At 46.0% G+C, this 22,740-nt stretch carries 18 protein-coding genes; 8 read left to right on the top strand and 10 right to left on the bottom strand.

Going from position 1 to position 22,740, the window contains the following annotated elements; all coding sequences use genetic code 11:
- Nucleotides 1-16: 16 nt before the first annotated feature.
- Nucleotides 17-640, bottom strand: coding sequence for a YigZ family protein (locus L0992_00090; GenBank protein XGB67182.1), 624 nt, complete (start codon nucleotides 638-640; stop codon nucleotides 17-19).
- A 227-nt stretch (nucleotides 641-867) separates the two neighbouring features.
- On the opposite strand from L0992_00090, the gene fadB reads away from it, so the two are divergent.
- From fadB to L0992_00075, 3 genes are all read left to right on the top strand, one after another.
- Nucleotides 868-3,039 (top strand): fatty acid oxidation complex subunit alpha FadB, encoded by a 2,172-nt coding sequence (gene fadB, locus L0992_00085; GenBank protein XGB67181.1) that lies wholly within the window; start codon nucleotides 868-870, stop codon nucleotides 3,037-3,039.
- A 26-nt stretch (nucleotides 3,040-3,065) separates the two neighbouring features.
- Nucleotides 3,066-4,229, top strand: coding sequence for an acetyl-CoA C-acyltransferase FadA (gene fadA, locus L0992_00080; GenBank protein ID XGB67180.1), 1,164 nt, complete (start codon nucleotides 3,066-3,068; stop codon nucleotides 4,227-4,229).
- Between the two features lie 242 nt (nucleotides 4,230-4,471).
- On the top strand, nucleotides 4,472-5,452 hold the full coding sequence (locus L0992_00075) for an oxidoreductase (GenBank protein XGB67179.1): 981 nt from the start codon (nucleotides 4,472-4,474) through the stop codon (nucleotides 5,450-5,452).
- Nucleotides 5,453-5,538: 86 nt separating this feature from the next.
- On the opposite strand, the gene L0992_00070 is transcribed toward L0992_00075, so the two are convergent.
- Nucleotides 5,539-6,480 (bottom strand): LysR family transcriptional regulator, encoded by a 942-nt coding sequence (locus L0992_00070; protein ID XGB67178.1) that lies wholly within the window; start codon nucleotides 6,478-6,480, stop codon nucleotides 5,539-5,541.
- Nucleotides 6,481-6,636: 156 nt separating this feature from the next.
- Complete coding sequence (locus L0992_00065) at nucleotides 6,637-6,822, bottom strand: hypothetical protein (protein XGB67177.1); 186 nt, start codon at nucleotides 6,820-6,822, stop codon at nucleotides 6,637-6,639.
- 149 nt (nucleotides 6,823-6,971) lie between these two features.
- Between L0992_00065 and tusA the strand changes: the two genes are divergently transcribed.
- On the top strand, nucleotides 6,972-7,223 hold the full coding sequence (gene tusA, locus L0992_00060) for a sulfurtransferase TusA (GenBank protein XGB67176.1): 252 nt from the start codon (nucleotides 6,972-6,974) through the stop codon (nucleotides 7,221-7,223).
- 83 nt (nucleotides 7,224-7,306) lie between these two features.
- Here the strand turns inward: tusA and L0992_00055 are convergent, their stop codons facing one another.
- Both L0992_00055 and L0992_00050 read right to left on the bottom strand, forming a co-directional pair.
- On the bottom strand, nucleotides 7,307-7,561 hold the full coding sequence (locus L0992_00055) for a hypothetical protein (protein ID XGB67175.1): 255 nt from the start codon (nucleotides 7,559-7,561) through the stop codon (nucleotides 7,307-7,309).
- Between the two features lie 151 nt (nucleotides 7,562-7,712).
- Nucleotides 7,713-8,267 (bottom strand): TMEM165/GDT1 family protein, encoded by a 555-nt coding sequence (locus L0992_00050; GenBank protein ID XGB67174.1) that lies wholly within the window; start codon nucleotides 8,265-8,267, stop codon nucleotides 7,713-7,715.
- Nucleotides 8,268-8,687: 420 nt separating this feature from the next.
- Between L0992_00050 and glyQ the strand changes: the two genes are divergently transcribed.
- From glyQ to L0992_00030, 4 genes are all read left to right on the top strand, one after another.
- Nucleotides 8,688-9,617 carry a glycine--tRNA ligase subunit alpha gene (gene glyQ / locus L0992_00045; GenBank protein XGB67173.1) on the top strand — a complete coding sequence of 310 codons (930 nt, stop codon included), beginning with the start codon at nucleotides 8,688-8,690 and terminating at the stop codon, nucleotides 9,615-9,617.
- Nucleotides 9,618-9,619: 2 nt separating this feature from the next.
- Nucleotides 9,620-11,701, top strand: coding sequence for a glycine--tRNA ligase subunit beta (glyS, locus tag L0992_00040; protein XGB67172.1), 2,082 nt, complete (start codon nucleotides 9,620-9,622; stop codon nucleotides 11,699-11,701).
- Nucleotides 11,702-11,903: 202 nt separating this feature from the next.
- On the top strand, nucleotides 11,904-13,991 hold the full coding sequence (locus L0992_00035; GenBank protein XGB67171.1) for an alpha-amylase: 2,088 nt from the start codon (nucleotides 11,904-11,906) through the stop codon (nucleotides 13,989-13,991).
- A gap of 253 nt (nucleotides 13,992-14,244) precedes the next feature.
- Nucleotides 14,245-15,495 carry a valine--pyruvate transaminase gene (locus L0992_00030; protein ID XGB67170.1) on the top strand — a complete coding sequence of 417 codons (1,251 nt, stop codon included), beginning with the start codon at nucleotides 14,245-14,247 and terminating at the stop codon, nucleotides 15,493-15,495.
- Nucleotides 15,496-15,601: 106 nt separating this feature from the next.
- Here the strand turns inward: L0992_00030 and L0992_00025 are convergent, their stop codons facing one another.
- From L0992_00025 to dnaA, 5 genes are all read right to left on the bottom strand, one after another.
- A complete protein-coding gene (locus L0992_00025) occupies nucleotides 15,602-16,036 on the bottom strand; it encodes an Hsp20 family protein (GenBank protein ID XGB67169.1) in 435 nt (144 codons plus the stop codon).
- Nucleotides 16,037-16,540: 504 nt separating this feature from the next.
- Entirely contained in the window at nucleotides 16,541-18,958 is a 2,418-nt protein-coding gene (gene gyrB, locus L0992_00020) for a DNA topoisomerase (ATP-hydrolyzing) subunit B (protein XGB67168.1), read from the bottom strand.
- A gap of 17 nt (nucleotides 18,959-18,975) precedes the next feature.
- On the bottom strand, nucleotides 18,976-20,055 hold the full coding sequence (gene recF / locus L0992_00015; GenBank protein XGB67167.1) for a DNA replication/repair protein RecF: 1,080 nt from the start codon (nucleotides 20,053-20,055) through the stop codon (nucleotides 18,976-18,978).
- Between the two features lie 82 nt (nucleotides 20,056-20,137).
- Nucleotides 20,138-21,238 (bottom strand): DNA polymerase III subunit beta, encoded by a 1,101-nt coding sequence (gene dnaN, locus L0992_00010; protein ID XGB67166.1) that lies wholly within the window; start codon nucleotides 21,236-21,238, stop codon nucleotides 20,138-20,140.
- Between the two features lie 80 nt (nucleotides 21,239-21,318).
- Nucleotides 21,319-22,740: a chromosomal replication initiator protein DnaA gene (gene dnaA / locus L0992_00005; GenBank protein ID XGB67165.1), complete on the bottom strand. Its 1,422-nt coding sequence runs from the start codon at nucleotides 22,738-22,740 to the stop codon at nucleotides 21,319-21,321.

The raw sequence follows: 22,740 nt of genomic DNA, 5'->3' as shown, positions 1-22,740 counted from the left end.
AAATGCTTCACACTTCCTAGTTGTCTTTGACTTTCGTTACCAGTGCCTTAGCACCGCTTTTATTGATCATGGTTTGGGTAAACGAATCTACCTGCAGGAGCTCTATTTCAATAATAAGCTCAACTTGAACACCATAATCCGCTTGGACCTCAACAGCTTGATGCTGAGCCATGATGGATTGCGCAATTGGCACAAAGCCATAGTCTAACTCTAGCCGTAATTTTGTGGTTATTTTTTTCTCGATTGTTTGAAGCAGCTTGAGAGCTTGTTGCACTCCTCCACCATAAGCCTTAACCAAACCACCCGTCCCAAGCTTAATTCCACCTGAATAACGAGTCACCACAGCCGTTAACTCACCAACACCAGAACCAGACAGTTGCGCCAAGATCGGCTTACCCGCTGTACCTGAGGGTTCACCATCATCGCTAAAACCCCAAAGCATTGAATCTTCAGGTCGACCCGCCACAAAACCCCAACAATTATGTCGCGCTGAAGAATGCTCTTTCTTTACCTGCTCTACGAACTGTTTGGCAGCTTCTACACTTGGAGTATGAGCAAGATGAGTAATAAAGACGCTCTTTTTTATCTCTTCCTCAAACAGAGCCGACGCAGACGGTATTAAATAGGGCTGTTCATTCATATCGTTAACTTAATTAATAAGAGCGGCGAAGTGTATCACGCGTGAATAATAAGGGTTAGAGGATCTGTGCTATCGCACAATGTTAAACAATTGTTTAAAAAATGTATTGAAATTCACCAAGTAGAGGTACAGACTAAGATAACTGGTCTTACCAGGTATTCTACAATAATAGAAAGATAACAAGATTCTCTCAAACAATCGTGGATTGTATGTCATGGAGATAGACAATGATTTACCAAGCTAACACCCTACAGGTAAAGGAATTACAAGATGGTATTGCGGAATTAAGCTTTTGCGCTCCGGCCTCTGTAAACAAACTCGACCTTGCTACTTTAGAATCACTAGACAAAGCGTTAGACGCTCTTAATGCTCACGCAGGATTACGTGGTTTAATCTTAACTTCAAACAAAGACGCGTTCATTGTAGGCGCAGACATCACTGAATTTCTTGGCCTATTCGCTAAGCCAGAAGCAGAGCTTGATGAATGGTTAAGATTCGCGAATTCAATCTTCAGCAAGCTCGAAGACCTTCCTGTCCCAACTCTTTCAATGATGCGTGGCCACGCCCTTGGAGGCGGCTGTGAATGTGTACTGGCTACCGATTTCCGTATCGGTGACAAGACCACCAGCATTGGCCTACCTGAAACCAAACTTGGCATCATGCCTGGCTTTGGTGGTTGTGTGCGCCTGCCTCGTGTTATCGGTGCTGACAGCGCAATGGAAATTATCACTCAAGGCAAAGCGTGCCGTGCTGATGAAGCGCTAAAGGTTGGCTTGCTAGATGCCATTGTAGATACAGACCAGTTATTAGAATCAGCGATCAACACCGTTTCTCTGGCAGCTAATGAAAAACTCGATTGGCAGCTACGCCGTAAACAAAAAACATCAGCGCTTTCACTAAGCAAACTAGAAGCGATGATGAGCTTTACCATGGCTAAAGGCCTAGTCGCTCAAAAAGCAGGACCTCATTACCCAGCACCAATCACTTCTGTGATTGCGATTGAGGAAGCAGCACGTAGCGATCGCGATGCAGCACTCGACATCGAACGTAAGCACTTCGTTAAGCTAGCGAAATCGGAAGAAGCAAAAGCATTAGTTGGCTTATTCCTGAATGACCAGTACATCAAAGGCCTAGCGAAACAAGCAGGTAAGTCAGCAAACAAAGTAACTGAGCGTGCAGCCGTACTTGGCGCAGGCATCATGGGCGGCGGCATTGCTTACCAGTCAGCGTTGAAAGGCGTGCCTGTGATGATGAAAGACATCGCACAAGCATCGCTTGATCTGGGTATGAACGAAGCATCTAAGCTGTTGAATAAACGCTTATCACGCGGTCGCCTAGATGGATTCAAGATGGCAGGTATTCTGTCTTCTATTACTCCAAGTCTGCATTACGCAGGTGTTGAACAGTCAGATGTGATTGTTGAAGCGGTAGTAGAAAACCCGAAAGTAAAAGCAGCCGTACTGAGCGAAGTGGAAGGTTTGGTTGGTGAAGACACCGTTCTAACATCAAATACCTCTACGATTCCTATCAACCTGCTAGCGAAATCTCTGAAACGCCCAGAAAACTTCTGTGGCATGCACTTCTTTAACCCTGTGCATCGCATGCCTTTGGTTGAGATCATCCGTGGTGAACATACTTCAGAAGAGACAATCAATCGCGTTGTCGCTTACGCAGCGAAGATGGGTAAATCTCCAATCGTTGTTAACGACTGCCCAGGTTTTTTCGTTAACCGTGTACTTTTCCCTTACTTTGGCGGTTTCAGCATGTTGCTACGTGACGGTGCTGACTTCACTAAGATCGATAAAGTCATGGAGCGTAAATTCGGTTGGCCAATGGGCCCTGCATACTTACTAGACGTTGTAGGCCTAGACACAGCACATCACGCACAAGCTGTAATGGCACAAGGTTTCCCTGAGCGTATGGGTAAAGAAGGCCGTGATGCGATTGATGCGCTTTACGTTGCTGAAAAATACGGTCAGAAAAACGGTAGCGGCTTCTACACATACAGCGTAGACAAACGCGGTCGCCCGAAGAAGACCTTCTCTGAAGACATTCTTCCAATCTTGGCTGACGTATGCGAACAGCCACAAGATTTTGATGACCAGACAATTATCCAACGTGTGATGATTCCTATGATCAACGAAGTGGTGCTTTGTTTAGAAGAAGGCATCATCGCGACACCGCAAGAAGCGGATATGGCACTGGTTTACGGTTTAGGCTTCCCTCCATTCCGAGGCGGCGTATTCCGCTACTTAGACAGTGTGGGTATTGGTAACTTCGTAGAAATGGCGAAAGGCTACCAAGACTTAGGTGCAATGTACCAAGTTCCTCAACTATTGCTTGATATGGCAGATAAAGGCGAAAGCTTTTACGACGCTCAACAAGCCAGTTCTCTGTAACCCACATTTGGAAAAGGAATAGCAAAATGAATAATGTAGTTGTTGTTGATTGCCTTCGCACCCCAATGGGACGTTCCAAAGGTGGAGCTTACCGTCACACTCGTGCTGAAGATCTGTCTGCACATTTGATGAAAGGCATTTTAGAACGTAACCCAGAAGTTAACCCTTCAGAGATTGAAGATATCTACTGGGGTTGTGTACAACAAACCCTAGAGCAAGGCTTCAACGTCGCACGTAACGCTGCTCTACTGGCTGGTCTACCGATTGAAATTGGTGCTGTCACAGTTAACCGTTTATGTGGTTCATCTATGCAAGCTCTGCATGATGCAACACGCTCAATCATGGTTGGTGATGCGGAAATCTGCCTAATTGGTGGTGTGGAACACATGGGTCATGTACCAATGACACACGGCGTTGATTTCCACCCTGGGATGTCAAAGAACGTGGCAAAAGCGGCAGGTATGATGGGCCTAACAGCAGAAATGCTTGGCAAACTGCATGGTATTAGCCGTGAAGACCAAGATGCATTCGCTGCACGTTCACATGCTCGTGCACAAGCTGCAACGGTTGAAGGTCGTTTCAAAAACGAAATTCTACCGACAGAAGGTCACGCTGCCGACGGTTCACTGTTTACTCTGGATTACGATGAAGTGATTCGCCCAGAAACCACGGTTGAAGGCCTATCTCAGTTGCGCCCTGTATTTGACCCTGCCAACGGCACGGTAACAGCAGGCACGTCATCAGCTCTGTCTGATGGTGCATCAGCAATGTTGATCATGAGTGAAGAGAAAGCCAACGCGCTTGGCCTTAAGATTCGTGCTCGCGTTAAGTCTATGGCTATCGCAGGCTGCGATCCTTCAATCATGGGTTACGGCCCAGTGCCAGCAACCAAGAAAGCACTTAAGCGTGCTGGTTTAACGATTGAAGACATGGGTGTGGTTGAGCTAAACGAAGCATTCGCTGCTCAATCTCTACCATGTGCTAAAGACCTAGGTCTACTGGATGTGGTTGACGAGAAAGTAAACCTTAATGGCGGTGCAATTGCATTGGGCCACCCACTAGGTTGTTCTGGTTCTCGTATCTCTACAACCCTCATCAACCTAATGGAAGCACAAGACGTGAAATACGGCTTAGCAACCATGTGTATTGGTTTAGGCCAAGGTATTGCAACGGTATTTGAACGCCCTTAGCGCTCTTTAGTTGTAAAACTTGTCGGGTAATCTTATGTGCAGCTATCTTTATATAGCTGCACTTTTTATATCTGGCTATCAAGTAACATACAGATTAGTTCAGCAAGCCTCATCAGAGAAAAGCACCCAACGATATGTATGCATAAAACGCATAGATTCAATGTTGATGTTTCATTATTTTTTCTCGGATGATTCAACTAAAGTTACTTCAGTTTCCTAATATTCCTCCTACGGAGCAGATCATGTTTAAAGCACTTGTACTAAACCAAGAAGACAAAAAAACTATCGCATCAGTTTCTCAAATTGAAGAGTCTCAACTACCAGAAGGTAACGTGAAGATCGATGTGAGCTACTCTTCTTTGAACTACAAAGATGGTTTGGCGATTACAGGTAAAGGCCGCATTGTTCGCAACTTCCCTATGGTTCCTGGTATCGACCTTTCTGGTGTGGTTTCACAATCTGATGACCCACGATACAAAGCGGGCGACGAAGTTGTTCTAACGGGCTGGGGTGTTGGTGAAGGTCATTGGGGTGGCATGGCTGAGAAAGCAAGCCTAAACGGTGACTGGTTAGTGCCTATGCCTGCAGGTCTAGACGCTAAAAAAGTAATGGCGATTGGTACAGCTGGTTTCACAGCAATGCTTTGTGTGCAAGCTATCGTAGATGCTGGTATCAAACCTGAAGACGGTGAAATCCTTGTAACAGGTGCAAGTGGCGGTGTAGGTAGCGTATCTATCACTCTATTGAACCAACTGGGTTACAAAGTAGCAGCGGTTACTGGCCGAGCTTCTTCAAACGGTGAATTACTTAAATCACTAGGCGCGACACGCATTGTTGAACGTGCAGAACTAGAAGAACCAGCAAAACCACTTGAGAAACAACTGTGGGCTGGTGCTATCGATACGGTAGGCAGCAAAGTACTTGCGAAAGTATTGGCGCAAATTGATTACAACGGTGCGGTAGCAATATGTGGCCTAGCTGGCGGCTTTGATTTACCAACAACGGTAATGCCATTCATTCTGCGTAACGTTCGCCTGCAAGGTGTGGACTCAGTAATGTGCCCTCGTGAAAAACGCATTAAAGCGTGGGAACAACTGGCTGAGCTACTACCAGAATCTTTCTACGCTCAAGCAACCAAAGAAGTATCTCTAGATGGCGCGATTCAAGCAGCAGAAGACATCACTAACGGTCAAATCACTGGTCGCGTAGTTATCAAGCTGTAATCGCTAGCACTCTAAAAGCTACATGCAAAAAACAAAAGGGCTGATCATTATCAGCCCTTTTTGCTATTTGCTATTCAATACAAACCTTAGCCCAAACCTACGTCCGCAATTCGCTTTTGAATTAATTCACCACACTCTTCTTTGACCACTCTTCTTAACCACTGTTGCGAAGCAGAAGAGTCGCAGCGTGAGTGCCAGATCAGCGAGTAATCAAACGGCATAAACTCAAATGGCAGCGGTTTAACGACCAAGTCATATCGCTCTGCAACCAAGTAAGCAAGATCTGCAGGCACAGTAATCACGAGCGGCATTCTATCGACGATCGCCAATGCGGCTTCAAGGTGGTACGCGCGCAGTACCATTTTACGAGGTTGTTGATTGGCTAAGGCGTTATCCAATAGAGCCTTAACACCATCACTGATCGCGATCATCGCGTGAGGCAAAGAGACATAATCCTCGAGGCTCAACGAACTGTCAGCCAAAGGGTGATTCTTAGATAGCAAGCACGACACACCCACCGGCCCTAGAACCTCTTGATGAAGTGGTGCGACGCTACCACTTGGGCGGCAAATCGCCATATCAACACGTTCGGTGCTGAGCTGCTTAAACAAATGCTCATGCTGCAGCGGTGCAAACTCCAGAGATATGTTCGGAGCTTGCTCATAAATCTTCGGCAGTGCATAAGGTAAGATGGTTTGCATCGCGTAGTCAGTGGTCGCAATCAAAAAGCGCTCACTGCAATAGTAAGGATCGAAATCACTCGGGCTAAGTAACTGACGGAATGATTCTAAAGGCTGATCAATACGCTGGCTGATCTCAAGTGCTTTTTTGGTGGGGATAAGGTGCTGACCTTGACGTGTAAACAAGGGATCGTTGAGTAACTCTCTTAAGCGCCCTAACACTCGGCTGGTTGCCGACTGGCTTAAATTAAGACGAATCGCAGCCTGGCTAACGCTGCCCTCTTCAATCAATACCTTTAAAGCGACCAATAAATTCAGGTCTCTACGATAGATGTCTTCTAATTCCACGCCACTTACCTAGCTGTATACAATTATCATTGGTCACTAAGTTGTTTATAGCATGCTTTAGATAAAAAAAATCCCGCAATTACGCGGGGAAGCCCAAGAAAATCTGGGGATAGTGTCGGAATGTTGTCGTATCGGAATTTGCTTGTTGTATCCGGGTTAGTGCTCTTGCTCCTCGGCTATACCTTGCCAACGGCGCATCTCTACCCAAATACCAATAATCGTTGCTACTATGCCAAAGATTGGCATCAGTGAGGTCTCTGTCGATGAGCGTAGTACTAACGCACAAAAAGAAATAAAACAGAGAACCGAATAAATTGTTAATCTATCTAATCCTGTCAACATCGCCACTCCTTAGCTAGTTGCCTTTGTTTTAATTTGTTATCAACTTGTTAACTAAGTTATAGGAAATGATTCTGTTTGCCAAGCACTTATTGCATATTTTTTCTGCAGACGTATTATTCACTCGTTAGATAGATATAGAGATACAAACCATGACATTCAAACCTGAACTGGCAACCCATACTTTAGAAGCTGAAGGCCTGCGTTGCCCAGAGCCAGTAATGATGGTCAGGAAGACAATTAGAAACATGCAGGATGGCGATGTGTTACTGGTAAAAGCTGACGACCCTTCGACAACTCGAGATATTCCGAGCTTTTGTCGATTCATGGATCACCAGTTGGTAGGCCAAGCAACAGAAACGTTGCCTTACCAGTATTTGATCAGAAAGGGATTGGAGGCGTAGCGCCCCACCGACTATCAAGTATCAAAAAAGCCGCTGGTACCTTATGTTCTTAAACAGAACTCAGAGTACCAGCGGCTTTTTGTTTATTCGCTTCTAGACTTGTTTTGCAGATGCTCCAGCTGATGCTGAATTTCTCGGATATCTTTGCGCATCGGAATAATATGCGCGACCCGAATCCAAGCCTCTACCGCAAGCGCAGTCATGATGATGGCACCCGCGACCATTGGCAGCCACATGTCCGTCAACACCATGCCTAATAATGTAAGTGCAAGACCAAAGGTAAATAGATAACTTTGGCTTTGTGGAGTAATACCCATATAACGCGTCAACATAATCATGCCCTCGTGTTCTTAACTCACAAGATTAAAATATCATGACAAGTATGACAGTTATATGTCCGTTCGCTCGATAAACCCCACAATACTGTAAGAGTATGACCTACAACACATTACTCTACTGATTGAGTATAATAAGACTCAATACCACCTATCAATAGAAAGCCGCAGCGATAGCTAAACCCACGAATAACAAGGCTGTGATCTTACGAATCAGATCAAGAGGCATCTTATCAGCAGACAGCTTACCGATGATCACCACTGGCACATTTGCCAGCAACATACCAATGGTTGTACCCAGAATCACCCACGCTAATGCATCCGCATATTGAGCCCCTAGGATAGAGGTCGCAATTTGGGTTTTATCGCCGATCTCAGCAATAAAGAAAGCGATAAAACTGGCGACAAACGGTCCTCGGTTTGAGATCTGTTCATCGTCATCTAACTTATCGGGAATCAAAATCCAGCCAGCCATCGCAATGAAACTGACCACCAGCACCCACTTTAATACTTCAGGTGAAAGATAATCAGCAACCACGACCCCGAGCCATGCTGCAAGGGCATGATTGGCAATGGTGGCAAAGAAGATAGCTGCGATGATAGGTATCGGCTTGCGATATCGACTGGCTAATAAAAGAGATAGCAACTGAGTCTTATCACCGATCTCGGCTAAGGCGACAGTTGTAATTGAAATTGCTAAAACGCTCACGACATGCTCATTTGGGACGGAGATTATTATATTTAACCAAAGACAAACCTCGCGCCCCATCCCGGTTCACGATGCTTGTCTAAGGTCTTGCTAAGCGCCACCAAGGTGGTGGTTGCCTCGAACGCCATGATGATTTTGCATCAATTATGTTGACGGACGAACTCATTCAATAGGATATGAATAAGTAAGCTACTCCCCAAAGACCGCGAGATTTTAATCACCCACGCTTTCAAACACAAGTGTCAAAGTTATCAAAATATCCACTTGTGCCGAAAAACAAACATTAAAGGCAAAAAAATCCACTAAACGACATTTTAGACCACTAATTAAACAAGATTACCCCTACTCGCTTTACCAATATCTCGGTATACTCAGAGGTTATTTTTCTCATTCATTTAAAAGAATCGCGCGAACCTGACTATGCAAAAATACGATATCAAAACCTTCCAGGGAATGATCCTCGCGCTGCAGGATTACTGGGCTCAAAACGGTTGTACCATTGTTCAACCTCTAGATATGGAAGTTGGTGCAGGCACCTCTCACCCAATGACATGTCTACGAGCACTTGGCCCAGAGCCAATGTCTACAGCTTACGTACAACCTTCACGTCGTCCTACTGATGGCCGTTACGGTGAAAACCCTAACCGTCTGCAGCACTACTACCAATTCCAAGTAGCGCTAAAACCATCGCCAGACAATATCCAAGAGTTGTACCTAGGCTCACTAGAGGTTCTTGGTGTTGACCCACTTGTTCACGACATTCGCTTCGTTGAAGATAACTGGGAAAACCCAACACTAGGCGCATGGGGCCTTGGTTGGGAAGTATGGCTAAACGGCATGGAAGTAACTCAGTTTACTTACTTCCAACAGGTTGGCGGCCTTGAGTGTAAGCCAGTAACTGGCGAGATCACTTACGGTATCGAGCGTCTAGCAATGTACATCCAGGAAGTAGATTCTGTTTACGACCTAGTATGGAACGTAGCACCAGACGGTTCTAACGTGACTTACGGTGACATCTTCCACCAAAACGAAGTTGAACAATCAACGTACAACTTCGAGCACGCAGACGTAGATTTCCTATTCACTTTCTTCGATCAGTGCGAAAAAGAGTGTAAAGAGCTACTTGAGCTTGAGAAGCCACTTCCGCTTCCAGCTTACGAGCGCATTCTAAAAGCAGGTCACGCATTCAACATCCTTGATGCGCGCAAAGCTATCTCTGTAACAGAGCGTCAACGTTACATCCTTCGTATCCGCAACCTGACTAAATCAGTTGCTGAGGCGTACTACGCGTCACGTGAAGCGCTTGGCTTCCCAATGTGCCGATCTGTAGCAAAGAACGAGGACAAATAATCATGGCGAAGAATTTTCTAATTGAACTGGGTACGGAAGAGCTTCCACCAACAGCACTTCGTTCTCTAGCAGAAGCATTTGCTTCTAACTTTGAAGCAGGCCTTAAAACAGCTGAGCTTTCTCACGAAGGCATCAAGTGGTACGCAGCACCTCGTCGTCTAGCACTTAAAGTGACAGCACTGGCTGAAGGCCAAGCGGACAAAGTTGTTGAAAAACGTGGTCCTGCAATTTCTGTCGCATTCGATGCAGAAGGCAACGCGACTAAAGCAGCACAAGGTTGGGCTCGTGGTAACGGTATCACTGTTGAGCAAGCTGACCGTCTGAAAACAGACAAAGGCGAGTGGCTTCTTTTCAAACAAGAAGTGGCTGGCAAACCTGTTCAAGAATTGGTGATGGACATCGCTGCGAAAGCACTAGCTGGTCTACCAATTCCTAAAGCAATGCGCTGGGGTAACTCAGATATTCAATTTATCCGTCCAGTGAAAACACTGACAGTACTACTAGGTAATGAGCTTGTTGAAGGCGAAATCCTAGGCGTAGCATCTGCTCGTACTATCCGTGGCCACCGTTTCATGGGCGAGCAAGAGTTCACAATCGATTCTGCTGACCAATACCCTGCGATCCTAGAAGAGCGCGGTAAAGTAATGGCGGATTACGAAGCGCGTAAAGCGATCATCCTTGCTGACTCTCAAAAAGCGGCAGCAGCAGTTGGCGGTAAAGCTGACCTAGAAGATGACCTTGTTGAAGAAGTAACGTCTCTGGTTGAATGGCCAGTAGTACTTACAGCGAAGTTTGAAGAAGAGTTCCTAAAAGTACCTTCTGAAGCTTTGGTTTACACCATGAAAGGTGACCAAAAATACTTCCCCGTCTATTCATATGGAGAAGGCGACGAAAACAAGAAGCTACTTCCTAACTTTATCTTCGTATCAAACATCGAGTCTAAAGAGCCTCGTCACGTTATCGAAGGTAACGAGAAAGTTGTACGTCCACGTCTTGCTGATGCTGAGTTCTTCTTCAACACAGACCGTAAGCGTCCTCTGATCGACCGTCTTCCTGAGCTAGACCAAGCTATCTTCCAGAAGCAGCTTGGTACTATCAAAGACAAAACAGACCGCATCACAGAACTTGCTGGCTACATCGCTGAGCAAATCGATGCTGACGTTGAAAAATCTAAGCGCGCAGGCCTACTGGCTAAGTGTGACCTAATGACATCTATGGTATTCGAATTCACGGATACACAAGGTGTAATGGGCATGCACTACGCAACTCACGATGGTGAAGACGAGCAAGTTGCACTAGCACTTTACGAGCAGTACATGCCTCGTTTCGCTGGTGACGACCTACCAAGCACGGGTATCTCTTCTGCAGTTGCAATGGCAGACAAGCTAGACACTATCGTAGGTATCTTCGGTATTGGCCAAGCACCAAAAGGTTCTGACCCATTCGCGCTACGTCGTGCATCACTAGGTGTGCTACGTATCATCGTTGAAAACGGCTACAACCTAGACCTAACGGATCTGATCGGTAAAGCGAAAGAGCTACTAGGCGACAAGCTGACTAACGACAACGTAGAAGCTGACGTTATCGACTTCATGCTAGGTCGTTTCCGCGCATGGTACCAAGATGCTGGTTTCAGCGTTGATATCATCCAAGCGGTACTAGCACGTCGTCCAACTAAGCCAGCTGACTTTGACCAACGTGTTAAAGCGGTTTCTCACTTCCGTGAACTGGAAGCAGCAGAAGCACTAGCAGCAGCGAACAAGCGTGTAGGTAATATCCTTGCGAAATTCGATGGCGAGCTACCAGCTGAAATCGACCTAACGCTTCTTCAAGAAGATGCAGAGAAAGCACTGGCTGAAAACGTTGAAGTAATGACTGAAGCACTAGAACCAGCATTCGCGACAGGCAACTACCAAGAAGCCCTAAGCAAGCTTGCTGACCTACGTGAACCGGTTGATGCATTCTTCGATAACGTAATGGTTATGGCTGATGACGAAGCGCTTAAGAAGAACCGTCTAACGCTGCTGAACAACCTACGTAACCTGTTCCTACAGATTGCTGACATCTCTCTACTGCAAAAATAAGCACGAGTGAGACAGTTGCTCTAAGTCCAACTCAGAGTAACCAAAGGTAAACACCCAAAGGGAAGCGAAAGCTTCCCTTTTTGTTTTTGTGAACCAAGCATTTGTTTGTAGAGGTGTTATTGATTATCTGAATGAATCAGCGCTCAGACTGTAGAGGGTATTGTTTGCTATAACTGACCTGTTTATTCAGGGGAAGGGAACAATGAAAAAAACAGTACTCGCACTTTCAATACTCGCACTCAGCGCATGCAGCCAAACCAGTGATGACAGCTTATTGCTGACGATTGATGACAACACTGTCGTATTTGAATCGACAGGAAAAGGCACTGTTATTGCTGAACAGGAACTCGCTAAAGGTAGCTATACTTTCTCTATCAGCGATACTCAAAATACCTGTGGCCCCAACTATGCGCTGGCTGAAGAAAACCGTATCAAATTCAATAAACCCCTTCGCCTAGATGACTGCGCCGAGAAGTCTGAATTAGATATCAAGGTCTTTCGCGCTAACACCTATCAGTTTACGCTCAACCCACAAACCAATGAGCTGACGGTTCAGATAAAGCCGAAGCAACAACAAGTACAAAGCTTTGCTTGTCCGGTTCCTAGTGACGAGCCAACCACCATCGACGTTGCTCAAACCTTTGATGATGGCACCGTGGTTAGAGACGCTCTTTCAGGCAAACAAGTCACAGTAACTAATGGCAGCGTCACCATGCAGCCAGCAGAAAATAGCCAAGGTGTCTTGTTGCTAGAAAAGGTTGAGCCCGAAACCAAAGCTGAATTTAGTTGGGATAACGCCACGGTTTACTTCGTGATGACCGACCGCTTCCATAACGGTAACCCTGACAACGACAACAGTTACGGTCGCAGCCAAGACGGACAAGATGAAATAGGCACCTTCCACGGCGGTGACCTAGCAGGCTTAACCGAGAAGCTCGATTACATTGAGTCACTCGGTGCTAACGCCATCTGGATAACATCTCCCTTAGAACAGATCCACGGCTGGGTTGGCGGTGGTGACAGAGGTGATTTCAAGCATTATGGCTACCATGGTTACTACCACCAAGATTGGACCAAGCTTGATGACAACATGGGTACCGAAGACGAGCTGAGAACCTTCATCGATACCGCGCATAGCAAAGGCATTCGTGTGGTGTGGGATGTGGTAATGAACCACACTGGCTACGCTACCCTTGCCGACATGCAAGAGTTCGACTTTGGTAAGCTCAACCTCACTGATGAAGAAGCAACAAGAACACTTGGCGACAACTGGACAGACTGGCAACCCGCTAAAGGGCAGAACTGGCACTACTTCAATAACTACATTTCATATAGCGATAAAGAAGCGTGGGAGAAATGGTGGGGTAAAGCTTGGCTACGCAGCGATATCGGCGCTTATGACTCTCCGGGTTACAACAACCTGACCATGTCTTTAGCGCATCTGCCTGATTTCAAAACAGAATCGACAGAAACCACTGGGCTTCCGAACTTTTATCGCAACAAGTCCACCAGCGCGACCGATGAACTTAAAACGCCTCGTGAACATCTGATCACTTGGTTGTCTGACTGGGTGCGCGAATACGGCGTTGATGGCTTTAGGGTGGATACCGCTAAGCACGTTGAACTGGACGCTTGGGCTGAATTGAAGGAGAGCACCAATCAAGCGCTTGCAGAATGGAAGCAAAATAACCCAGATAAAGCCTTGGATGACCTGCCATTTTGGATGACAGGTGAAGTATGGGCACACAGCGTGGTTAAATCCGATTACTTCACTAACGGCTTTGATTCGATCATCAACTTTGAATTCCAGAGCGACATCGCCCCTAAAGCGCTAAAATGCCTATCCGATCTCGATGCTGATTACCTCCGCTACGCAGAGAAGATCAACACTGACAGCGAGTTCAACGTGTTGAGTTACCTATCGTCTCACGATACCTCGCTATTCTGGACACAACACGGCAGTGACTTTGCTAAACAAACCAAAGCCGCGAATGCATTAATGCTTGCTCCGGGCGCGGTACAGATCTATTACGGCGATGAAATCGCCCGTGACTTTGGCCCAACCGGATCCGATCCAATGCAAGGCACTCGCTCGGATATGCCATGGGATCAAATCACCGGTGAACGTGCAGAGTTGTTAGAACACTGGCAAGCGCTTAGCCAATTCCGCCAACGCCACCCTGCCATCGCGCAAGGTAAGCACATCATCCGCAACAGCAAGGGCTACTACGCCTTCGAACGCCAATACCAAGATGACAAGGTGTTGGTTGTGTATACCGGTTCGAAGTAAACACGCACGGTTCTCAAACGAATTAATCAAAGGGGAAGCTTCGGCTTCCTTTTTTTGATCACCCAAAGCGCGTTCAATAAGCAAGCTGTTACTCATTAGCCAAACTTTATAGAAGTTTTTTCCGTGTTAGAGCATTTGGCGCTATGCGTCACAAAAACATTGCGGTATGTTCAAGGAATACACTGATGGCAGGCATAAGGTCTGCCTTACTGACACATAACAAGCAATCACAATGAATTAGGTAAAATAAGTAATGCAGTTCTCTAAGTTTGGTGAAAAGTTTAATCGATACTCTGGAATCACTCGTTTAATGGATGATTTGAATGATGGTCTGCGCACTCCAGGCGCTATCATGCTCGGTGGTGGCAACCCAGCCGCTATCCCAGCCATGCTCGATTACTTTAACCAAGCCAGTGCCGACATGCTCGCCAGTGGAGAACTCATCGCCGCCCTCGCCAACTACGACGGTCCTCAGGGTAAAGACAGCTTCATTAAGTCATTAGCTGCGATGCTAAAAGAGACTTATGGTTGGGACATCAGCGAGAAGAACATCAGCCTAACTAACGGCAGTCAAAGCGGCTTCTTCTACCTATTCAACCTACTAGCTGGCCAGCAGCCTGATGGTTCACATAAGAAAATCTTGCTGCCGATAGCACCTGAATACATCGGCTATGGTGACGCAGGGATTGATGACGACATCTTTATCTCTTACCACCCGGAGATCGAGCTGCTAGAAAACCGCCAGTTCAAATACCATGTCGATTTCGAACAGCTAAAAGTGGATGACTCAGTCGCTGCTATCTGTGCGTCTCGCCCAACCAACCCTACGGGTAATGTACTGACCGATGAAGAAGTGCGTAAGTTGGACAAACTCGCGCGTGAAAACAACATCCCGCTACTGATCGATAACGCTTACGGCTTACCATTTCCAAACATCATCTTTGAAGATGTGGAACCGTTCTGGAATGAAAACACGATTCTGTGTATGAGCCTGTCTAAGCTTGGTTTACCGGGTGTGCGTTGCGGCATCGTAATTGCGAGCGAAGAGGTAACTCAAGCGCTAACCAACATGAATGGCATCATCAGCTTAGCGCCAAGCAGTGTTGGGCCTGCTATTGCCAACCACATGATTGAGAACGGTGACTTACTGCGCTTAAGCAGCGAAGTGATTAAACCTTTCTACAAAGAGAAGTCTTTGCGCGCCGTTGAACTGCTACAAGACGCTATCGACGACCCACGTTTTCGTATCCACAAACCTGAAGGCGCTATCTTCTTGTGGTTATGGTTTGATGAATTGCCTATCACGACAATGGAACTGTATGACCGCTTAAAAGCTCGCGGCGTACTGATTGTTCCAGGTGAATACTTCTTTATAGGTCAAGAAGACGAGTGGGATCATGCTCACCAGTGCCTACGTATGAACTACGTACAAGACGATGAAGCGATGCAAAAAGGTATTGCAATCATTGCTGAAGAAGTGAAAAAGGCTTACTCAGAGCAGTAATCAGAGCTTTTAGCTTACCGTAGACCAAATACAAAAAGAGCACCTCATGAGGTGCTCTTCCACTTTTACTTCCCGATAATTCTTAGCTCTAAGGAGCTAACAGTAATTAACCTTCTAGTAGGCTATTACCGTTGATAGCAATCTTACGTGGTTGCATCGCTTCTGGGATTTCGCGTTCTAGGTCGATGTGGAGAAGACCATTTTCCATGCTTGCGCCTACCACTTTTACGTAGTCTGCCAATTGGAATTTACGTTCGAAATCACGCTCTGCGATACCTTGGTATACGAAGGTTTTCTCTGCTTCTGCCTTACGCTCACCTTTAACAATTAGCATGTTCTCTTTCTGAGTAAGATCTAATTGGTCATCAGCAAAACCAGCAACGGCCATAGTAATACGGTAGTTGTTCTCGTCTTTTTGCTCGATGTTGTATGGAGGGTAACCGCCAGAAGAGTTCTTCGATGTGTTCGCTTCCATCATGTTGAATAGACGATCGAAGCCGATTGCGTTGCGGTAAAGTGGAGTGAAATCTACAGTTCTCATAATGCTATCCTTTTAGTAAGCAATAGTCTTAGCCGTGAATTTTACTTAGATCGAACCTGTGTGTGATCCAGTAAACAGCTAAGAGATTCAATTCGCATTCCTCGGGTTTCACCTCTATTGGCGACAACACTGGGACATGACATTGAATCAATTTTTAAGTTGTGTGCTGCGAAAGTTATCCTCTGTTGAGCGATACTTCGTCAGCGGTAATGAAGGTTCTGTTTCTTCTCTTGTAGAGCAAGACAGTCATCCTCTTCATAAATAGATATGTGGATTGAGCAAAACAGTTTCAAGGGATTATTTTTAAATATTTTTCTATTCCATTATTTTTCAATCACTTAAAAACAAAAAAGACCGCCATTTCGGGCAGTCTTTTCAATAAGATATTTAGTTTTTTGAGACGAAGCTATTTCGTTTTAGTTCAAGGAAGAGGCGCGGAGCATACGAATGTATGTGAGCACCTCTGACACAGAAATTAAGCGAAAGAGCGAAGTATCAAAGATACTAAACGTCTAGGTTTGCTACTTTAAGTGCATTCTCTTCGATGAAGTTACGACGAGGCTCAACTTGGTCACCCATTAGCGTCGTGAACAGTTGGTCAGCGCCAACCGCATCTTCGATCGTTACTTGCATCATACGACGAGTTTCAGGATCCATTGTGGTTTCCCAAAGCTGATCTGGGTTCATCTCACCTAGACCTTTGTATCGCTGTAGGCTTAGACCACGACGAGACTCTTTAACCAACCAGTTCAGAGCTTCAACGAAGTTCGTTACCGCTTGAGTACGCTCACCACGTTTGATGTAAGCGCCTTCTTCGATAAGACCGTCTAGTGCTTCTGATAGGCTTGCTAGCTTGCCGTATTCTTTCGAGTTGAATAGCTCAATGCTTAGCGCATGTTCGTGTGTCACACCGTGAGTACGAACCACAATCTTAGGTAGGCTTAGACCTAGCTCTTCATGTTTTTCAACTTCTAGAGAGTACTGGCTTGCACCAACCTCTTTCGCGTTTAGTTGCTCAACCAGCTGCTTACCCCAAGTTTCTACTGCTGACTCATCGTGACACTGCTCTGCAGTTAGACGAGGCATGTAGATCATTTCATGCATAAGTGCATGTGGGTAACGACGGCTCATGCGCTCAACCAGTTTGATACCAGAGTTGTATTGCTGAACAAGCTTCTCTAGCGCTTCACCTGCCAATGCTGGTGCATCAGGGTTAACGTGTAGAGCAGCGTTGTCTAGTGCCAATGATACTTGGTACTGGTTCATTGCATCTTCATCTTTGATGTACTGCTCTTGCTTACCTTTCTTCACTTTGTAAAGTGGTGGCTGAGCGATGTAGATGTAACCACGTTCGATTAGCTCTGGCATTTGACGGTAGAAGAAGGTCAGCAGTAGCGTACGAATGTGCGAACCATCGACATCGGCATCGGTCATGATGATGATGTTGTGGTAACGCAGTTTGTCTGGGTTGTATTCGTCGCGGCCGATACCACAACCAAGAGCTGTGATTAACGTTGCAACTTCTTGTGAAGAAAGCATCTTGTCGAAACGTGCTTTCTCTACGTTTAGGATCTTACCTTTAAGTGGAAGAATCGCTTGGTTCTTACGGTTACGCCCCTGCTTAGCTGATCCGCCAGCAGAGTCCCCTTCCACAATGTATAATTCAGACAGTGCAGGATCTTTTTCCTGACAGTCAGCAAGCTTACCTGGAAGGCCAGCTAGGTCTAAAGCGCCTTTACGACGAGTCATTTCACGCGCTTTACGAGCTGCATCACGAGCACGTGCTGCATCGATAATCTTAGAACAAACAATCTTAGCTTCGCCCGGGTTCTCAATTAGGAACTCAGACAGTTTCTCACCCATCGCTTGCTCAACCGCAGACTTCACTTCAGAAGAAACCAGTTTGTCTTTAGTTTGGCTTGAGAACTTAGGATCCGGCACTTTCACTGAGATTACAGCGGTTAGACCTTCACGAGCATCATCACCTGAAGTCGCTGTCTTCGCTTTCTTAGAGAAGCCTTCCTTGTCCATGAAGCTGTTCAGAGTACGCGTAAGCGCAGCACGGAAACCAGCAAGGTGAGTACCACCATCACGTTGAGGAATGTTGTTTGTGAAACAGTAGATGTTTTCTTGGTAACCATCATTCCACTGCATCGCGACTTCTACAGTGATGCCATCTTCACGTTCGTGGTCGAAGTGGAAGATTTTTTGGATGATAGGAGTCTTGTTGGTGTTTAGGTGATCAACGAACGCCTGAATACCACCTTCAAACATGAAGTGATCCGATTTATCTTCTTCACGCTCATCAATTAGCTTGATAGATACGCCAGAGTTTAGGAACGACAGTTCACGTAGACGCTTAGCAAGAATATCGTAGTGGAAAAGTACATTTGAGAATGTATCTTCACTTGGCCAGAAACGAATCTCTGTACCTGTTTTGTCTGTATCGCCGATAGCAGCAAGAGGAGCTTGCGGCTCACCGTGGTGATACGTTTGAGTATGGATTTTACCACCGCGGTGGATAGTAAGAGTAACCTGCTTAGACAGTGCATTTACTACTGAAACACCAACACCGTGCAAGCCACCTGATACCTTGTATGAGTTATCATCGAACTTACCACCAGCGTGAAGAACCGTCATGATTACTTCAGCAGCAGACACTTGCTCTTCTGGGTGTAGTTCAGTTGGAATACCACGGCCGTCATCGCGTACCGATACTGAATTGTCTTCATGGATAGTAACAATGATGTCATTACAGTGACCAGCAAGTGCTTCATCAATAGAGTTATCTACTACCTCGAAGACCATGTGGTGCAGACCGGTACCATCATCCGTGTCGCCAATGTACATTCCAGGACGCTTACGAACCGCATCCAGACCCTTCAGTACTTTAATACTCGATGAATCGTAATTATCTGACATAGTTACTCTCTGACTAATTATCCTTGCTCTATTTTGCCATGTTCCACATGAAACATCCTGCTATTTTCGTCATGCATATCTGCAATCTGATCAGCGGTAATAGAGCTTACAAAAACTTGAGCCTCGGTCGCCTTTAAGCACTCAGCAAGACGTGCGCGGCGTTGGCTATCTAATTCGGAAGCGAAGTCATCTATTAAATAGATACACTGCTTTCCTGTCATTTGAGTGAGGTGTTGCCCTTGCGCTACTCGCAATGCACACACCATCAACTTCAATTGACCTCGTGACAAGACATCTTCCACAGGAGTGCCGTTCACTTTTATCTTTAGATCCGCTTTGTTTGGCCCACTAAAGGTGTAACCAAGCTGCTGATCCCTTTCAAAATTCTTTTCTAATATCTCGGCGTATGGGGTGTCTTTATCCCAGCCACGATAGTAGTTAATCTTTATCTCAAACTCAGGTAGGAAGGTCGCGCAGATTTCTTCGGCGACTTCTTTAAGCTGATCAACGTAGGTGGCACGCCACTGACTGATGCTTTCTGCCAAACGGGCCAGTTCTTGATCCCAATAGCTCAGCTCTCGATAGTGGGTTGCCGTTTTCAATAATGCGTTTCGCTGTTTATTGAGGCGCTTAACCCTACCCCAAGCATCATAAAAACCCGACTCACTGTGGAAGACTCCCCAATCAATGAATGCTCGGCGATGCTTAGGTCCATCTGTCAGTAAATCAAACCCTTCGGGGTGAATCAACTGCAAAGGTAAGACTTGAGCTAACTGAGCCAACTTTTGCCCAGTTTGACCGCTTATTTTAACCTCTGTCGTGCCATCACGCTGCTTATTAATGCCAATTGGCAGCTCAAATTGATCCGAGGTCATAAAACGGCCATGTACAAACAGCTCACTACACTCGTTTTGTATGATACGACCGGTTAGTGAACTCTTGAATGAGCGACCGTGTCCGAGCAGATACACCGCTTCAAGGACACTGGTTTTGCCGCTTCCGTTAGCCCCTATAAGGAAGTTAAAGCCTGATGACGGTTGAATGTCACAGGCTTCAATATTTCTAAACTGCTTAACGATTAAGCGCGATAAAGGCATAACGTCTTCATATTAATCTTCAATCACGACTCGGTAGGTAAACGTTGTTGATCAGTAAACATGGTTGATTCACAAACAACGCTTATAAGCGAATTGGCATAACAACGTACATTGCGCTGTCATCTTGTGCATTTTCAATCAAAGCACTCGCATTCGCGTCTGACATTGAGATACGAACCTGTTCGCAACGCAGAGTGTTCAGAACATCCAATACGTAGCTTACGTTGAAACCAATCTCTAGCGCATCACCGTCGAAGGTAACGTCTAGCATCTCTTCCGCTTCTTCTTGCTCTGGGTTGTTCGCAGTAATACGCATCTCGCTATCAGCAAGGTTAACGCGAACACCACGGAATTTTTCATTCGAAAGAATCGCAGCACGAGAGAATGCAGAACGTAATTCATCACAACCCGCTTCTAGCGTTTTAGTGGTATTTTGCGGCATTACGCGGCGATAATCTGGGAAACGACCATCAACTAACTTAGAAGTAAAGACATAGTTGTTCACTTCAGCACGTACGTTTGAGTTACCAATTTGCAGCGTTACCGGTTGTTCAGGTGCATCTAATAGCTTCACTAGCTCTTGAACACCCTTACGAGGAACAATGATCTGCTTTTGAGAAAAATCGGCACCTAGCTGTGCTTGAGATACCGCCATACGGTGACCATCGGTCGCTACGCTGCGCAGAATAGAACCTTCAATCTCAAATAACATACCGTTGAGGTAGTAACGAACGTCTTGGTTCGCCATTGAGAATTGAGTTTTTTCAATAAGACCGCGTAGCTCAGCTTGTGTCACAGACACTTCAACTTCACTGCTCCAATCTTCAATATTTGGGAAATCAGCCGCAGGCAAGGTTGCCAATGAGAAACGGCTACGACCAGAGCGTACTTGAACACGGTCGCCATCCAATACCACAGTGATGACTGAGCTATCAGGTAAACCACGACAGATATCTAGGAATTTACGAGAAGGCACCGTGATGCTGCCCGCTTCGAAATCACCTTCAAGCGTTACACGGCTGATCAGTTCAACTTCTAGATCCGTTGCTGTCATCGACAACACGTTATCTTCTACTTTAATCAGTAGGTTTCCTAGAATTGGAAGCGTTGGCCTGCCACCTAGCGCGCCAGACACTTGTTGTAATGGCTTAATCAGATGACTACGTTCAATGGTAAATTTCATATCTTGCTCTTACGGTCTAAATGGCACGCATCATAGTGCGTGGCCAAGATTCTGCTTATTAAGGTTAAGAATACTGTGTATTAAGAAGAAAGGGTACGAATCAAGTTCGAATAATCTTCTTTAATGTCGTGGCTCTCTTCACGCAACTGAGCAATCTTACGACAAGCGTGCAGTACGGTCGTGTGGTCACGGCCACCAAATGCATCACCAATCTCAGGCAAGCTGTGGTTAGTCAGTTCTTTCGCCAGTGCCATCGCCAATTGACGTGGACGAGCAACAGAACGAGAACGACGTTTAGACAGGAGATCGGCTACTTTGATTTTGTAGTACTCAGCCACTGTCTTTTGAATGTTATCAATGGTGACTAGCTTTTCTTGCAGTGCAAGAAGGTCACGCAGTGCTTCACGTACGAAATCGATCGTGATCGGGCGACCTGTGAAGTTGGCATTCGCAATCACACGGTTCAATGCGCCTTCAAGCTCACGAACGTTTGAGCGTAGACGCTTAGCAATAAAGAACGCCACTTCATCCGCAAGGTGAATTTGGTGGTCTTCTGCTTTCTTCATTAAGATCGCAACACGCGTCTCAAGCTCTGGTGGCTCAATCGCTACCGTCAAACCCCAACCGAAGCGAGATTTAAGACGATCTTCTACGCCGTTGATCTCTTTTGGATAACGGTCAGAAGTTAAGATGATCTGTTGATTGCCTTCAAGCAGCGCATTAAAGGTATGGAAGAACTCTTCTTGCGAACGCTCTTTATTAGCAAAGAATTGGATGTCATCGATAAGCAATGCATCAACACTACGGTAGTAGCGTTTGAATTCTTCGATCGCGTTGTTTTGCAGTGCTTTTACCATGTCCTGAACAAAACGCTCAGAGTGCATGTACACCACTTTCGCATTTGGCTTGCCATCGACAATGGCGTTACCTACGGCGTGCAACAAGTGAGTTTTACCTAGACCGGTGCCACCGTATAGAAATAGAGGATTGTACGCCGCGCCTGGGTTATCCGCCACCTGACGTGCTGCTGCCAAACCCAGTTGGTTCGACTTACCCTCAACAAAGTTATTGAACTTATGCTTAGGGTTCACGTTTGAACGGTGGTTAATGTCCACAGCTACAGGCTCTTCATCACGCCACGTGTTGTGAACAGGCTTACGAGCTTGCAATTGTGCAGGAGCAGATGACTCAGCGGCCACATCGGCTGCCGTACGTGTACGAATCGGTGCTGGTGTCGCTGGCTTTGGTGCAACCACACGCTTGCTTCCCACTTCAAAATGCAGATGTGGGATATCGTTACCGCAATATTCTTGCAGCAAGCGGTTGATGCTATTTAAGTACTTATCACGAACCCAATCGAGTACGAATCGGTTCGGAGCAAATAGAGTTAGAGTATTGTCATTGAGCTCCGCTTGTAACGGACGAACCCACATACTGAATTCTGTAGCTGGTAACTCTTCTTGAAGCTGTTGCAAACACTGCAACCAAAGCGAAGATGACAC

Source organism: Vibrio pomeroyi (assembly GCA_041879425.1).
GTDB classification, from domain to species: domain Bacteria; phylum Pseudomonadota; class Gammaproteobacteria; order Enterobacterales; family Vibrionaceae; genus Vibrio; species Vibrio pomeroyi_A.
The sequence above is the reverse complement of the archived record's forward strand: the minus strand, read 5'-3'. Positions and strand labels throughout refer to the sequence as shown.

Excerpts from the sequence above, each read along its gene's own strand:
- gyrB (XGB67168.1), bottom strand. The coding sequence starts at position 18,958 with ATGTCAGATAATTACGATTCATCGAGTATTAAAGTACTGAAGGGTCTG.
- L0992_00090 (XGB67182.1), bottom strand. The coding sequence starts at position 640 with ATGAATGAACAGCCCTATTTAATACCGTCTGCGTCGGCTCTGTTTGAG.
- recF (XGB67167.1), bottom strand. The coding sequence starts at position 20,055 with ATGCCTTTATCGCGCTTAATCGTTAAGCAGTTTAGAAATATTGAAGCC.
- dnaN (XGB67166.1), bottom strand. The coding sequence starts at position 21,238 with ATGAAATTTACCATTGAACGTAGTCATCTGATTAAGCCATTACAACAA.
- L0992_00025 (XGB67169.1), bottom strand. The coding sequence starts at position 16,036 with ATGAGAACTGTAGATTTCACTCCACTTTACCGCAACGCAATCGGCTTC.
- L0992_00030 (XGB67170.1), top strand. The coding sequence starts at position 14,245 with ATGCAGTTCTCTAAGTTTGGTGAAAAGTTTAATCGATACTCTGGAATC.
- L0992_00055 (XGB67175.1), bottom strand. The coding sequence starts at position 7,561 with ATGATTATGTTGACGCGTTATATGGGTATTACTCCACAAAGCCAAAGT.
- glyS (XGB67172.1), top strand. The coding sequence starts at position 9,620 with ATGGCGAAGAATTTTCTAATTGAACTGGGTACGGAAGAGCTTCCACCA.
- fadB (XGB67181.1), top strand. The coding sequence starts at position 868 with ATGATTTACCAAGCTAACACCCTACAGGTAAAGGAATTACAAGATGGT.
- tusA (XGB67176.1), top strand. The coding sequence starts at position 6,972 with ATGACATTCAAACCTGAACTGGCAACCCATACTTTAGAAGCTGAAGGC.
- glyQ (XGB67173.1), top strand. The coding sequence starts at position 8,688 with ATGCAAAAATACGATATCAAAACCTTCCAGGGAATGATCCTCGCGCTG.
- L0992_00035 (XGB67171.1), top strand. The coding sequence starts at position 11,904 with ATGAAAAAAACAGTACTCGCACTTTCAATACTCGCACTCAGCGCATGC.
- L0992_00075 (XGB67179.1), top strand. The coding sequence starts at position 4,472 with ATGTTTAAAGCACTTGTACTAAACCAAGAAGACAAAAAAACTATCGCA.
- fadA (XGB67180.1), top strand. The coding sequence starts at position 3,066 with ATGAATAATGTAGTTGTTGTTGATTGCCTTCGCACCCCAATGGGACGT.
- L0992_00065 (XGB67177.1), bottom strand. The coding sequence starts at position 6,822 with ATGTTGACAGGATTAGATAGATTAACAATTTATTCGGTTCTCTGTTTT.